The organism is Oceanotoga teriensis (assembly GCF_003148465.1).
In the GTDB taxonomy this organism is placed as follows: Bacteria; Thermotogota; Thermotogae; order Petrotogales; family Petrotogaceae; genus Oceanotoga; species Oceanotoga teriensis.
In genome coordinates this window covers 17,337-31,147 of record NZ_QGGI01000004.1, presented here as the reverse complement: position 1 = coordinate 31,147, position 13,811 = coordinate 17,337, and the positions used below count along the sequence as shown (strand labels likewise).

Annotated in this window: 13 protein-coding genes; 5 read left to right on the top strand and 8 right to left on the bottom strand. The window is 24.0% G+C overall.

Annotated features, from left to right (window positions below):
* Nucleotides 1–231: 231 nt before the first annotated feature.
* Nucleotides 232–1,155 carry an AEC family transporter gene (locus tag C7380_RS03770; RefSeq protein ID WP_109604154.1) on the top strand — a complete coding sequence of 308 codons (924 nt, stop codon included), beginning with the start codon at nt 232–234 and terminating at the stop codon, nt 1,153–1,155.
* Nucleotides 1,156–1,190: 35 nt separating this feature from the next.
* Here C7380_RS03770 and C7380_RS03765 read toward each other — a convergent pair whose 3' ends face one another.
* On the bottom strand, nt 1,191–1,505 hold the full coding sequence (locus C7380_RS03765; protein ID WP_109604280.1) for a nucleotide pyrophosphohydrolase: 315 nt from the start codon (nt 1,503–1,505) through the stop codon (nt 1,191–1,193).
* A gap of 113 nt (nt 1,506–1,618) precedes the next feature.
* The gene (gene pdxR / locus C7380_RS03760; RefSeq protein ID WP_109604153.1) at nt 1,619–3,052 is read right to left on the bottom strand and encodes a MocR-like pyridoxine biosynthesis transcription factor PdxR; all 1,434 of its coding nucleotides are present in this window, start codon (nt 3,050–3,052) and stop codon (nt 1,619–1,621) included.
* 142 nt (nt 3,053–3,194) lie between these two features.
* Here pdxR and pdxS point away from each other — a divergent pair, with 142 nt between their 5' ends.
* From pdxS to C7380_RS03740, 4 genes are all read left to right on the top strand, one after another.
* Complete coding sequence (pdxS, locus tag C7380_RS03755) at nt 3,195–4,073, top strand: pyridoxal 5'-phosphate synthase lyase subunit PdxS (protein WP_109604279.1); 879 nt, start codon at nt 3,195–3,197, stop codon at nt 4,071–4,073.
* 4 nt (nt 4,074–4,077) lie between these two features.
* Nucleotides 4,078–4,659: a pyridoxal 5'-phosphate synthase glutaminase subunit PdxT gene (gene pdxT, locus C7380_RS03750; RefSeq protein ID WP_109604278.1), complete on the top strand. Its 582-nt coding sequence runs from the start codon at nt 4,078–4,080 to the stop codon at nt 4,657–4,659.
* A 132-nt stretch (nt 4,660–4,791) separates the two neighbouring features.
* Entirely contained in the window at nt 4,792–6,195 is a 1,404-nt protein-coding gene (locus C7380_RS03745; RefSeq protein ID WP_206050506.1) for an ABC transporter ATP-binding protein, read from the top strand.
* An 11-nt stretch (nt 6,196–6,206) separates the two neighbouring features.
* Nucleotides 6,207–6,794, top strand: a complete 588-nt coding sequence (locus C7380_RS03740; protein WP_158274767.1) for an MptD family putative ECF transporter S component — start codon at nt 6,207–6,209, stop codon at nt 6,792–6,794.
* A gap of 58 nt (nt 6,795–6,852) precedes the next feature.
* Here C7380_RS03740 and C7380_RS03735 read toward each other — a convergent pair whose 3' ends face one another.
* The 6 genes from C7380_RS03735 to C7380_RS03710 all read right to left on the bottom strand — a co-directional run bounded on the left by C7380_RS03735 (nt 6,853) and on the right by C7380_RS03710 (nt 13,767).
* Complete coding sequence (locus C7380_RS03735) at nt 6,853–7,527, bottom strand: energy-coupling factor transporter transmembrane component T (RefSeq protein ID WP_109604150.1); 675 nt, start codon at nt 7,525–7,527, stop codon at nt 6,853–6,855.
* Nucleotides 7,528–7,645: 118 nt separating this feature from the next.
* Entirely contained in the window at nt 7,646–8,458 is an 813-nt protein-coding gene (locus tag C7380_RS03730) for an aldo/keto reductase (RefSeq protein WP_109604149.1), read from the bottom strand.
* Between the two features lie 37 nt (nt 8,459–8,495).
* Nucleotides 8,496–8,882, bottom strand: coding sequence for a response regulator (locus C7380_RS03725; protein WP_109604148.1), 387 nt, complete (start codon nt 8,880–8,882; stop codon nt 8,496–8,498).
* Entirely contained in the window at nt 8,879–10,555 is a 1,677-nt protein-coding gene (locus C7380_RS03720) for an HD-GYP domain-containing protein (RefSeq protein ID WP_109604147.1), read from the bottom strand. The genes C7380_RS03725 and C7380_RS03720 overlap by 4 nt, the downstream gene beginning before the upstream one ends.
* 17 nt (nt 10,556–10,572) lie before the next feature.
* Nucleotides 10,573–13,251 (bottom strand): sensor histidine kinase, encoded by a 2,679-nt coding sequence (locus C7380_RS03715; protein ID WP_109604146.1) that lies wholly within the window; start codon nt 13,249–13,251, stop codon nt 10,573–10,575.
* Nucleotides 13,252–13,335: 84 nt separating this feature from the next.
* On the bottom strand, nt 13,336–13,767 hold the full coding sequence (locus C7380_RS03710) for a hypothetical protein (protein WP_109604145.1): 432 nt from the start codon (nt 13,765–13,767) through the stop codon (nt 13,336–13,338).
* Nucleotides 13,768–13,811 lie beyond the last annotated feature (44 nt).

Sequence of the window (13,811 nt, the reverse complement as noted above, 5' to 3'; positions counted from 1 at the left end):
TATTCTTAGTTATATTAAAATGATTGATTTTAAAATTTATTTTTTTCATCTTAATGAATACCTCCCTTTAACAGCTTTTATATCTAAATATTATAATAATTTTCTTTCATTTTGTTTTCTTAAGAGTTAATTAAAAGTTAACCATAAAATACATTAAATTAATAATCGTTATTTTTTTAATAATTTTTAAATGTTATAATTTTAATAACATGATATTTTTTGGAGGATTTTATGAATTTTTCTAATATTTTTAACCAAATCTTTGTATTATTTTTTCTAATCCTTATAGGATATGTTTCAAGAAAAATCAATGTTTTTAATGATAGTGGAACAAAAGGACTTTCCGATTTAGTTTTAAAAATCACTTTACCCGCTATGATCATTCAAAGCATGCAAAAAGAATTTTCTCCTGAACTTTTAGGAAAAGTTTTTCAAATTGTTATAATTTCAACTGTTGTATATTTAGTTTCTTTTATAATATCATTATTTTTTCCAAAACTAATCGGTTCTTCAAAAGACGAACTCGGAGCATATAAGTTTGCACTCGTCTTTTCAAATGTAGGTTTTATGGGATTTCCAGTTATTAAAGCAGCATTTGGTAATGATGCACTTTTTTATACAGCAATATATAATCTTCCTTTTAACTTTTTGGTCTTCACTTTGGGAATTGTACTTTTAGCTAATAATAAAGAAAAAAATAAATTTGATTTGAAAATGTTTTTAAATCCCGGTATTATATCGGTATTAATAGGTATGATAATATTCATATTCTCTATAAAATTACCTACGGCAGTCGACGAAACTTTATCATTACTTGGTTCCGTAACTACTCCTTTATCAATGCTTGTAATAGGTTCTTTACTCGCTAAAAGTTCTATCAAAAATATTTTCTCTAATCCTAAAGTTTATATAATAAGTTTTGCAAGATTATTTTTAATGCCAATAATTGTTTATTTTATTTTAAAACCTTTTGTAAATGACTATTTAATGATAGGTATTCCACTTTTAATAACAGCTATGCCTGTTGCTGCCAATAGTGCTATTCTTGCAGAAGAATATGGAGGAAATGCCGAATTGTCATCTCAAACTGTATTTATTTCAACCTTATTGTCAATTATATCAATACCCCTGATATTAAAGTGGTTTGTTGCTTAAAGGTCTGAATCAAAATTGATTCAGACTTTTTTTAATCATAATTCATTATATTTTTTATTTGAACCTTTACATTTATTTACGGGATATTTTATACCATTTTTTACAATTTTTTTATCAATTGCTTCATATAAATCTATACCTAAATAATTACAAAATTCCATCAAATAAATAGCAACATCAGCAACTTCTTCTTCAATATGTTCTCTTTCATCACTCAACACTTGTTTCACTTCTTTTTCATCTTTCCATTGAAATATCTCAAGTAATTCAGCAGCTTCAAGATTAAGGGATATTATAAGATCTTTAGGATTATGATATTGATTCCAGTCTCTTTCTTCAACAAATTTCATTATTTTCTTTATTAATATTTCATATTCTTGACTCAAAATTATACCGCTATATAAAACAAAATCACATAATATTTGTTTTATAATAACGTCTACCCTCCTTATTTATTTTTAATTTACAGAATTGGATATAAATCTAAGTTTTTATCATCTTGTATTATACTTTTTATTATATTCATTCCTTTCTCTATTTTTTGTTCATCTGCATCGGCAAAACTAAGTCTATAGAAATTTTTAATATTTCCTTCTGGAGAAAATACTTTTCCAGGTAATATTGATACACCTCTTTTGGAAGCTTTTAAAAATAAATTTTCAAAATTATCATTTATCTTTATCCAAAAATATAATCCTCCCATAGGAACTTCAAATATCTCAAACTCTTTTATTTCTTTTATTTTATTATACATTTTCTCAAATCTTTTTTTATATAATACTCTCATTTTTTCAATATGTTTATCCCAATATCCTTCTTTTAAATACATTTCAAAGGCTCTCTGATTTAATCCTGGACTTGAAATATCACTCGAATATTTAAAAGATACAAAAGGATTAAAAAGATCTTCGGGTAAAATTATAAATCCAAGTCTAAGTCCAGGCATAAATATTTTCGAATAACTTTTTATATATATAATTTTTCCATTTTTGTCCATAGATTTTAAAGATTTTAATTTAATTTTGTCATAATAAAGTTCAGAAAGGCAATCATCTTCTAAAATATAAAAATCATATTTATATGAAAGTTCTAAGAGTTTTTGTTTTTTTTCTTCACTCCATAAAATACCTGTAGGATTCTGAAATGTTGGCATAGTATAAAATAATTTTATATTATTTTTGTTTAAAAATTTTTCGAATTCTGAAAGATCTATCCCATCTTTTTGAATTGGAAATGATTTTATATTTGTATTTCTATTATTAAACGAAGCTATAGCTCCAGAGTATGTTGGTTCTTCAACTACAACTGTATCTTTTTCATTCAAAAGTATTCTACTTATCAAATCAATTGCTTGTTGTGCTCCAGATACAATTTGTATTTTTTCCGGATTTGTAGCGATACAATCTTCTTTAAGTTTTTCAGATATACATTTTCTCAATGGATAATAACCTTGAGTTTGTTGATAAGTAAAAGCATCTCCACCATCTCTATCTAAAACCTTTATCAAAACACTTTTAAAATCTTCTACTGGAAATAAATTAGCCGATGGAGTGGCTGAAGCGAAATTTATGTTATTCTCTATATTTATTTGTCCAGAATTCAATCTCTCATTTATTTTTAAATCATTATAATCTTCCGAATCATTCATTTCATCATCTAAATAAGCTACATAGCTACCACTACCAAGCTTTTTGTATACAAGTTTTTCTTCTTCAAGTAAATTATATGCTTTTACGATTGTAGAAGGATTTAATTTTAAATCTGAAGCTATTTTTCTTATAGGTGGCAATTTAGTATTTGCAACTATTTTCCTTGTTAAAATGTCCTTTTTTATAGATTCATAAACTTGTAAATAAAGTTTTTTATCAATATTTTTATTTATCTTATAATCAAACATTCAAACCCCCCTCATCCGTCATGATACAATTATTAATTTTACCGCAATTGACAATACAATTTTTATATGCAATAATAAAGTGTATTGTGTATATATAACAATACTATTATATCAAAAAGGGGGAGATTTTTAAATGGAAAATATCAAAAATAGATATAATTTAAACAAAAACCTTGCACAAATGTTAAAAGGTGGCGTAATAATGGATGTAACTAATGTTGAACAAGCAAAGATTGCTGAAAATTCAGGAGCAATAGCCGTTATGGCACTTGAAAGAGTTCCAGCTGATATAAGAAAAGAAGGCGGAGTTGCAAGAATGTCTGATCCAAAGATGATAAAAGAAATAGCGAGTTCTGTTTCAATACCAGTAATGGCTAAAGTGAGAATTGGTCATTTTGTAGAAGCACAAATATTAGAATCACTTGGTATAGATTTCATAGATGAAAGTGAAGTTTTAACTCCCGCAGATGAAGAATTTCATATAAATAAAAAAGCATTTAAAATACCATTCGTTTGTGGTGCCAGAAATTTAGGAGAGGCTTTGAGAAGAATCAGTGAAGGTGCAAGTATGATAAGAACAAAAGGTGAAGCTGGTACTGGTAATGTTGTTGAAGCCGTTAGACATATTAGAAAAATAAATTCTGAAATTAAAGAATTAAATAAATTAAGTTCTGAACAATTGATAGCTAAATTAAAAGACATCAAAGCTCCACTTGATTTAATCGAGTATGTTTCAATAAATCAAAAACTTCCAGTTGTAAATTTTGCTGCTGGTGGAATAGCAACTCCAGCTGATGCAGCTTTAATGATGCAATTAGGTTGTGATGGTGTCTTTGTTGGTTCTGGAATATTTAAATCAAATAATCCAGAAAAAAGAGCAAAAGCAATAGTTGAAGCAACTATGAATTTTAATAATCCAGACATTATTGCAAAAGTGTCAGAAAATCTCGGTGAACCAATGTATGGAATTGATATAAGAGATTTAGAAGATAAGGATATGATGGCTGAAAGAGGCTGGTGAAATGATAAAAATTGGTGTACTTGATATTCAAGGTGGCGTTGAAGAGCATGTTAATATATTAAAAAAAATAGAAAATATTGAAGTTTTAAAAGTAAAATATCCAAAAGACTTGAATAATATTGATGGACTTATAATTCCCGGTGGTGAAAGTACTACTATAAGTAAATTGATGAAAAAATATGGTTTTATAGAAGCGATCAAAAATTTTTCAAAAAATGGAAAAAGTATATGGGGAACTTGTGCAGGACTTATTTTACTTTCAAATAAAGTAGATGATGAAGATGGAACTTTAAAACTTATAGATATAGATGTCTCAAGAAATGCTTTTGGAAGTCAAATTAATTCTTTTTCTTGTAATAAAATTGTCGAAAAAATTTCATCAATACCTTTAGAATTAATTTTTATAAGAGCTCCAATAATAAAGAATGTGGGTGAAAATGTTAAAGTTTTGATTCGTTTAGAAGATAAAATAGTTGCTGCAAAACAAAATAATATTCTCGTGACTTCTTTTCATCCTGAATTGACAAATCAAACGTTATTTCACGAATACTTTATAAATAATTTCATAAAAGCGAAAAGATCTTAAGATCTTTTCGCTTTTATTTTTTACATTTTTTTAATATTTTTAATTTTTTTTAATCATATTATCATGATAAAATTAGCTATATAATATTTATGTAGCTTAAACTACATAAAAATATTTTAAAAGGTGATTAATTTGATAAATTATAAAAATGTTGGATTTAAATATTCAGATAGCAAAACAAATAACTTAAAAGATATTTCCTTTTCAATAAAAAAGGGGGAATTAGTTCTTTTGACTGGATTGAGTGGTAGTGGTAAATCTACAATTTCAAAATGTTTAAATGGTTTGATTCCAAATTTAATAGAAGGCGATTTAGAAGGATGTGTTTATATCGATAATAAATCTCTAAATGATAAAAAAATACATGAAATAAGTAAAAATGTTGGTTCTGTTTTTCAAGATCCGAGAGGTCAATTTTTTACAACTAATACTACTTCTGAACTTGCTTTCACTATGGAAAATTATGGTCTTTCAAAAGATAAAATTCAAAAGAGAATAGAAAATGTCTGTAAAATTTTAAATTTAAATAGTATCTTAGACAAAAATATACTCAATATATCGAGTGGAGAAAGACAAAAATTAAGCATAGCTTGTGCTTTGACTATGAATCCTAATATTCTTTTATTTGATGAACCTTCTTCAAATCTTGATTATAAAAATACGTTAAATTTAAGAGATATTTTATTAGATCTAAAATCAAAGGGTTATACTATAATCATTGCCGAACATAGGCTTTTTTATTTAAAAAATATCATAGATAAAATGATTTACATTGAAGACGGAAAAATTAAAAATATTTTCTTAAAAGAAGATTTAAATCATATTGAAGATAAGAATTTAAGAGTTTTTGATATTTTCAAAAGCAAATTCAAAAATATTGGGAAAAACAATACTGAAGAAATTCTTTCTTTAAAAAGAATTTATTTTAAAAATATTTTAAAAGATATATCTTTTAAAACTTATAAAGGTGATATCACAGCTATTATAGGGAAAAATGGTGTTGGAAAAACAACACTTGCCAAATTGATTTCCAAAATAGAAAAACCAAATTCCGGTGAAATTAAACTTAAAGGAAAATCAATTTTTATAATGCAAGATACAGATTATCAATTATTTGGTAGTTCAGTTTATCAAGAATTAAAAATAGGAAATCCTAAAATAACTGATAAAAAAATTGATGAGGCTTTAAAAAAAGTGGGTTTGAGTTCTGTAAAAAATAAACACCCTTTTTCTTTATCTGGTGGACAAAAACAAAGGCTTACAATAGCTTTAGCTTATGTTTCTGAATCAGATTTGATAATTTTAGATGAACCAACAAGTGGATTGGATGCAATTAATATGCAAAAAATCTCTGATCTTATTAAAGATTTGTCTAATAATCATGCTATTTTAATAATTTCACATGATTTTGAATTTATAACTAATGTATGCAATAGTGCAATTTATTTAGAAGATGGAAAAGTTTCAAAAGAATTTAATTTTAAAAAAGATGAAGAAGAACAATTAATTAATATTTTTAAAGAACTTAATTTATAGGAGGGATTATTGTGAAGTTTAAAACTAAGGATTATGTATTTTTAGGTATTACAGGTGCTTTATATACCGCTTTATATTTTGTAATTATTATGTCTTTTTATGCCATTGGACTTGGAGCCTTTTTCCATATCATATCTCCTGGAATTTTTGCTTTAATAGGTGGTACTATTATAACTTTTATAGTTTCTAAATGTTCTAAATTTGGTACATTTACAATATTGAGTATCATAATAATGATTCTCATGTCATTATTTGGTGGAGGTTATCTTCCTTGGATTTTAACTTCTTTAACAACGGCAATATTAGCTGATATAATAAGTTTTAAATTTGGTTATAAAAAAACATTGACTTTAGGTATTTCTTATGGTATTTTATCTGTTGGCCAAGCAATGGGAAGTATAATACCTGTTTGGTTTTTTGTGGATTCTTATAAAGAAACATTTGAAAGAAGAGGGATGACTCCTGAGGGAATGAATGAAATGATAAATGCCGCTAAGGGTATTATGGGTTTTTATGCTCTTATTTTAGTATTTATACTCGCCTTTATAGGTATTTTAATAGGAAAAGCTATATTAAAAAAACATTTTGAAAATCAATAATTATAATTCTTAAAATGTCAATAAAAGACGTCCAATTATAAAATAATTGGACGTCTTTTTATATTAAAACACCTATTGTCATTATTGTGGATAAAATCATTATAAAAATATCAAATTTTTTTATTTTAACATCGTATATAGAACTTCTTTTAACATCACATTCTATACCTTTTGTCAATCCAGCGGAAGTCAATTCATCTGCAAGTAATGAGCATCTAAAAAGCATAGGAACTAAGAAATATTCTAAACTTTTAAATGGTTTTAAAATGCTCATAGATATATTTCTCATTTTCATAGTTTGTTTGATAAATTTAAATTCATGACCAAAAGTCGGAAAAAATCTAAAAGCTACGGTAATACCAATTATAAGATTTTTTGGAAGTTTCAAATTATTTAAAGCTGAAAGTAATTCACTCGTTTGAATATTATAAAATAAAATTGAAGCTATCATAAGTACTGGTATTATCTTTAAAGCTATATAATTAATAAGTTCAAAAAACATTTTAAATTTTCCAGAATCTAAATAATCTTGAAATTGAAATATGAGAAGAAATATTAAAAATATTATTGAAAATTTTAATAATCTCTTTTTTTCATTAAAAAATAATAAAAAACCCGAAGATATTAAAAAACATATTATGATTGCAGTTAAAGAAGAAGTAAACATCAAAACAAAAGGAAAAAGCATATTAACATATAAAAGTGTTAAAGGATTTACTTTGTATTTTTTCATTTTTTCCCCCTCATATAATAGATTTTATTTTTATTATATATTATGTTTCTGGAGGATTTATTAAAATTAAAATAAAATTAGGTTAATCTACATTATGTAGATTAACCTAAAATATTTTCTAAAAATCTATTTCATCTGGATGGGGACCCATTCTTTCATCTTTATTTAAAGAGTCTATAATTTTAATATCTTCTTGATTTAATTCAAAATCAAATATATTAAAATTACTTTCTATTCTTTCTTTTGTGGTTGATTTTGGAATAGTTATTATATTTTTTTGAATTTGCCATCTTAAAACAACCTGAACAGGAGTTTTATTGTATTTATTAGAAATTTCAATTATTTGAGGTATTTCATTTACTTGTCCTTTCATTATAGGTCTCCATGCTTCAAGAATAATATCATTTTCTTTACAGTAATTCAATAGATCTTCTTGATTTAAATATGGATGAAATTCTACTTGATTTATAACTGGTTTTATCTCAGAATTAATCAATAATTCTTCTAAATGATGTTGCATAAAATTACAAACACCTATAGCTCTAACCTTTTTTTCTTTATATAATTTTTCAAGTGCTTTCCAAGTATCTATAAATTTTCCTTTTACAGGCCAATGTACAAGATATAAATCTAAATAATCAGTCTGTAATTTTGAAAGACTCTCTTCAAAAGCTTTTAAGGTATTTTCATATCCTTGTTGTGTATTCCAAACTTTAGAAGTTAAAAATATTTCTTTTCTGGATATTCCAGACTTTATGATTGCATCTCCAATTTCAGTTTCATTTCCATAGAAGGATGCAGTATCTATACTTCTATATCCTGTTTCTAAAGCCCATAAAACTCCTTGAAAAACTTTATTTCCTTCAGCTTTATAAGTTCCATACCCAATAGATGGTATTTTAATTCCATTATTAAGTTCAAAGTATATCATATAAAACCCTCCTTCAAAAATTTTATTATTATAAATATCAGTTATAATTGTTACTTCTGATTATTTGTAAAAAATCAAAAACATCAAAAGGTTTTTCAAGATATCCATTAACTCCAAGTTTATAACTTTCTATTCTTGTTTTATCAGTATTTTTAGCTGTAAGAACTATAATTTTTATATTTTTTAAAAGTTTTTCTTCTTTTGCACTTTTTAAAAATTCAAATCCATCCATTTCTGGCATATATAGGTCTAATAATATTGCTACAGGTTTTTCAAAATTTTCATCTTTTAAATAATTCATTATTTCTAAACCATTTTTAAATCTTATTAGAGGATTATTTATTCCAGATTCTTCTATCGTTTCTTTTATTATTTCATAATCAATATCATAATCTTCTACTACAATTAAAGGTTTTATTTTCATATTTCTTCCCCTCCAATACTGTTATTTTTCATTCTTAAATCTATTTGTCTTTTAAATATTGCCCTATATATGGCACTTGTATGTTTTTCACCCATATCTAAATATTCTAGAAAATAATTATTAAAACTTTTTTCATAGGTTATACTTTTTATTATTCCTATAATATTTACATTTTCACCTTTATACTCAAAGTTCAAAAGTAAAATTTGTCCAGCCCTAAATTCATTTTCAGAAGAAAAATTCAAAGAGCTTCCTCCGATTACCCTCATAACACCTGTATATGATTTTTCTGGATTTATTTTTAGATTTTTTAGATCAACCTTTGAATCTATTTTAAATATATTTACATTTTTATACCAAACTATTCTAACAAGCTTTGAATTTTTTGAAGATTTACTTTCTATCAAAATTGTATAATTTTCTTTAGATTTAGATATTATTTTTGCATTATAATCCTCTACTATTCCACCAATGTCTAAAACGAATTCAATCTCAGTTCCAGTCTTTAAATCTAAATCTTTTTCAACAAATTTAATATTTAATATATTACCCATAGAACTATTTATAAGAGCTTTATGAAGTTTTTCTTTTTCATACTTATCTTGAATATATACTTCTCTTCCATAACCCATTGAAGAAAATATATCAAGATTTCTTATTCCACCATAAAATGTAGGTAATATTTTAGTCGCAACTTCAACAACTCTTTCTGATAATAAATTACTTTCTACCATATATTTTAAATTGCTTAAAGAATACTGTAAAGGGTTTGGTTTATCAATCTTTGACATTGTAGAATCAAATGCATTAGAAACAGAAAGAATTTTAGCCTCTATAGGTATTTCAGGTCCTCTTAGTCCATATGGTCCGGTTCCATTTTCTCTTTCATATATTAATTTTGCAATTTTCACTATATTATTCATAAAATTATTTCCTAAAAATATTTCTTCTAATTTCTCAAGATACATTTTATTGGTTTCATTTTCCGTTTTTTCTATATTATTTTCAAGCATTCCTGTTTTTTGCCATAATTTTCCAATATCATGAATTATGGCAGCATTTCTTATTAAATTTGTTTGTTCTTGGTTTAATGGCATAGCTTTAGAAATTATGGTGGCAATATCTGCAACCCTCAATGAATGATTATATATATCAGAATCTGAAATTTTTGTAAGTCTTATAAAATTATTTAGAAATTTTTCTATCAAATCTTTTTTTGTGAATGTTTTATGATATTGATATATATAGTCTGTAAGTTCTATGAAAACTCTCTCTATACTTTGATTCATAATATCTGATATATCTTCAAAAAACAAATAAACCATTATAGCCATTTCTTCTCTTTCATTTATAAGAGGTTTATATATTTTTTTTATGTATATATAAACTTTTTCAGCTTTTATGTCATGAAACGCCCACCAATATTGATATTTAAACTTTTCAACATCTATTTCTTTTATATAAAAATCATCATATTCTTCAAAGTTTTTTTCTAAAGTACTTATTTCAAAAGAAATTCCAGATAATTCATAATTTATAGAATTTTTTATACCATCATAGCTTTTTATTTCAACATATTCATCTTCATTTTTTAAGGCTATCATTCCTTTTATAACATTGGGCACTAATTCAGAAGAAAGTTCAAAAAAAAGTTTTTCCAATTCATTACTCAATTTTATTCCCCCTCAAATCATAATTTCTCTTTATAATCTTCTATCTTTTTTAAAAAAGGACTTAAATCATTAAGTTCTTTGTTTCTTGCAAGATCTTCAAGTTTTTTACATGTATCACTTGCTTGATTAAATTTTAAATATTTAAAAGGATTTTTTATTTGATGTGCAATATCTGCAATTTTTAAATAATCTTTTTTTGGATCTAAAGTTTTTAAAATTTCAATTTTTTCTTCAAGATCTTTTATAAACATTTTTTTTATTTTCTGATTATTAATATCTCTTTTCTTTTTCTTGACATTTATTCCAACTTTTTCTATTAAATCTTCTTCATTTAAAGGTTTAGGTATATAATCATCCATTCCCATTTCTATACACTTTTTAAAATTATTGCTATTAGAAAAAGCTGTTAATGCTATTATTGGTAGATGTTTATCTGTACCTTTTTCGATTTCTCTTATTTTAACAGTAGTCTCATATCCATCTAATTCAGGCATAGAAATATCCATTAATATTATATCAAAATTATGTTTTTTTATTCTATCTAAAACTTCTACCCCATTTTTAACTGTATCTACCTTAAATCCAAGACTTTCAAGTTGCATTTTTTGAATCTCTCTGTTCACAGAATTATCTTCAGCTAATAAAACTTTAATTCCTTCTACATTTTCCTTATTTTTTGGACTTTTAAGTATTTCTTCATTCACATTATTTTTTAATAATACAGAAAATTTAAATATACTTCCCCTATCTTCTTTTGAAATATATATAATTTCTCCTCCCATAAGATTTATTATTTCTTTTGAAATGGCTAATCCTAAACCTGTTCCACCGCTTTCATTATGTGATTTTCTTTTACCTTGATAAAAAGGTTCAAAAACTTTACTTTGTTCATTTTCATCTATACCAATTCCAGTATCTTCGATTATAAAAATTATTCTTTGAAAGTTCTTCAATGTATTAAATCTATCGAGTTTTATACTCAACTTTACAAATCCTTCTTCTGTAAATTTAAAAGCATTATTTAAAATATTTTGAATGATTTGGCTTAATTTTGTGTAATCACCTATAACCTTTATATCAAAATCTTCAATTTTAACATCTGGAATAAATTTTACATATCTATTTTGTTTTATTTTATATTCTTTTATTATATTTTCTATTATTTCTTTTAATAAAAATGGCTTTTCTATAAGCTTTATAGTACCTTGTTCTATTTTTGAAAAATCAAGCATTTTATCTATTATATTTAAAAGATTTTTAGATGCATTTCTAGACATATTGACAAGTCTTTCTATTTCATCATTAATATTCATCTTTCTTAAAAGATCATTGACTATAAATATTGTATTTACTGGTGTTCTTATCTCATGATTCATATTCGCAACAAATAAAGATTTTGTTTGATTGGCAAGTTCAGCTTTTAATTTTGATTTTCTAAGATTTTCTTCATATTTTTTTCGCATTTCATTATTATCTATAATATAATAAAACATTTTTATTATATTATAAAAAGATTTTAATACTTTCATATATTCTTCATTAAATATATCTGGAATGTTGTTTTTTATATTTAATACTATCAAAGTTATATTTTCTTCATTTATATGAAATTTTAATACCATAGTTTTTTCAATATTTTCGAATAATTTATATACATCTTTTTTATCATTTTTATCAAAAATATCCTCTATTATAATTCTATAAAAATATCCAAAAATAGCTATATCTTCAAGTATTTTTATAAACATTTTATTTTTTATTTTCATTTTTTTATTTTTTATCTTGTCAATATTAAAATTTCCACTTTCAATAAAATTGATTTCTTCATCATTAATTTTTATAGCTATTGCAGACTCTATTTCTGGAAAAACTCCTATCATAGCTTTTATTATTTCTTTTAAATATAGAGATTCATCATTTAAAATATTCATATCTCCAAGTTTAGAAGTTATTTTATTTATACTTTCAAGCTGTTTATTCATCTTATATAATTCTATATATGATTTTTCAAGTTCAAGATTTGTATTGGAAATTTTTTCTGAGTATTCATTAAGAGTTTTATTAGTTGACTCAATTTCTTTAGTTTTATTTTTTACGACATTTTCAAGAGTATTTCTATAATTTTCGAGTTTTTCTTTATTCTCTTTTAATTTATAATTATTTATAAAAAAATCTTTAAAATAATTTTTAAAAAGACTGTTTAAAATAAAAGAAATAATTCCGACTATAAAGATGATTATCAATATTTCATTTCTTTCCCGATTAAAATTTATATTATAATTATTAAAAAATAAAAACAAAAGGAAATTTAAGATATTTGAAGATATTATCAAAGATCCACTTAGCAGCATATAAGAAGATATATATAATACACTTATAATATAATTTGCAAGATAAAAATTATGATTTAAATTCATTATTGGAAAAACTGCCCATATAAAATAGCATAATGTATACCAATTTATTATTTTAAAATTTTTTTTATTTTTTATGAATAATATCAAAAATAAATTTAAAAATAAGAATATCAAATTTGCATACAAAATTTTGATAGTACTTTCATATAAAAAGTAAATAATTATTTGTATAAAACTTGAAAAAATTCCTAAATAAAGAAGATTTTTAAATCTGATATTTCTTTGCTTTAATATAGAAGTATTAAATTTTTTCAAATCAGGTATTATTTTTTCATTCATTCAAACTCCTCCAAAAAATAACTTATACTAAATTATACAAAAAAATTAATAAAATAAAAAGCAATCTTTAAAGATTGCTTTTTATTAATCAAATTCTCTCCCAAAAAAACCATAATTTACAGGATAAGAAATACTTTCACATTTATTTTTATATATACTCGAATAATACCATTTATTTTTAATTTTTATAATATTCGTTTTTCCTTTAACTTTAATCCAGCCACAACTTTCTTTAAACAACTCATAACTTAAATAAGCTTCTGCTTCCAAATCTATAAAGTTTGGGCTGAATAAACCTTTTTCTTTTATTTTTATATTTGATATATTAACATTTTTTATTTTTGGATTTCCTCTAAACCTATCTGAAGAAAACCATTTTATAAAATCTTTGAGTTCATAATCATTTATTTCTATGTAAAAATATTTTTTTATAATATCAATTACAGATATGTCTGGATTATGAACATCTTTTTGATAACCCAAAATGCAATCATTGATTTCTTTTAAAAGCTCCATTTTAATCCCCCCAATTCAGTAAATACAACAAATTAATTTTACTC

What these genes read in the sequence shown, in the direction of transcription:
- C7380_RS03770 (WP_109604154.1), top strand. Translation starts at nt 232, where the DNA reads ATGAATTTTTCTAATATTTTTAACCAAATCTTTGTATTATTTTTTCTA.
- C7380_RS03765 (WP_109604280.1), bottom strand. Translation starts at nt 1,505, where the DNA reads ATGAAATTTGTTGAAGAAAGAGACTGGAATCAATATCATAATCCTAAA.
- pdxR (WP_109604153.1), bottom strand. Translation starts at nt 3,052, where the DNA reads ATGTTTGATTATAAGATAAATAAAAATATTGATAAAAAACTTTATTTA.
- C7380_RS03735 (WP_109604150.1), bottom strand. Translation starts at nt 7,527, where the DNA reads ATGAAAAAATACAAAGTAAATCCTTTAACACTTTTATATGTTAATATG.
- C7380_RS03730 (WP_109604149.1), bottom strand. Translation starts at nt 8,458, where the DNA reads ATGATATACTTTGAACTTAATAATGGAATTAAAATACCATCTATTGGG.
- C7380_RS03725 (WP_109604148.1), bottom strand. Translation starts at nt 8,882, where the DNA reads ATGAAAATAAAACCTTTAATTGTAGTAGAAGATTATGATATTGATTAT.
- C7380_RS03715 (WP_109604146.1), bottom strand. Translation starts at nt 13,251, where the DNA reads ATGAATGAAAAAATAATACCTGATTTGAAAAAATTTAATACTTCTATA.
- C7380_RS03710 (WP_109604145.1), bottom strand. Translation starts at nt 13,767, where the DNA reads ATGGAGCTTTTAAAAGAAATCAATGATTGCATTTTGGGTTATCAAAAA.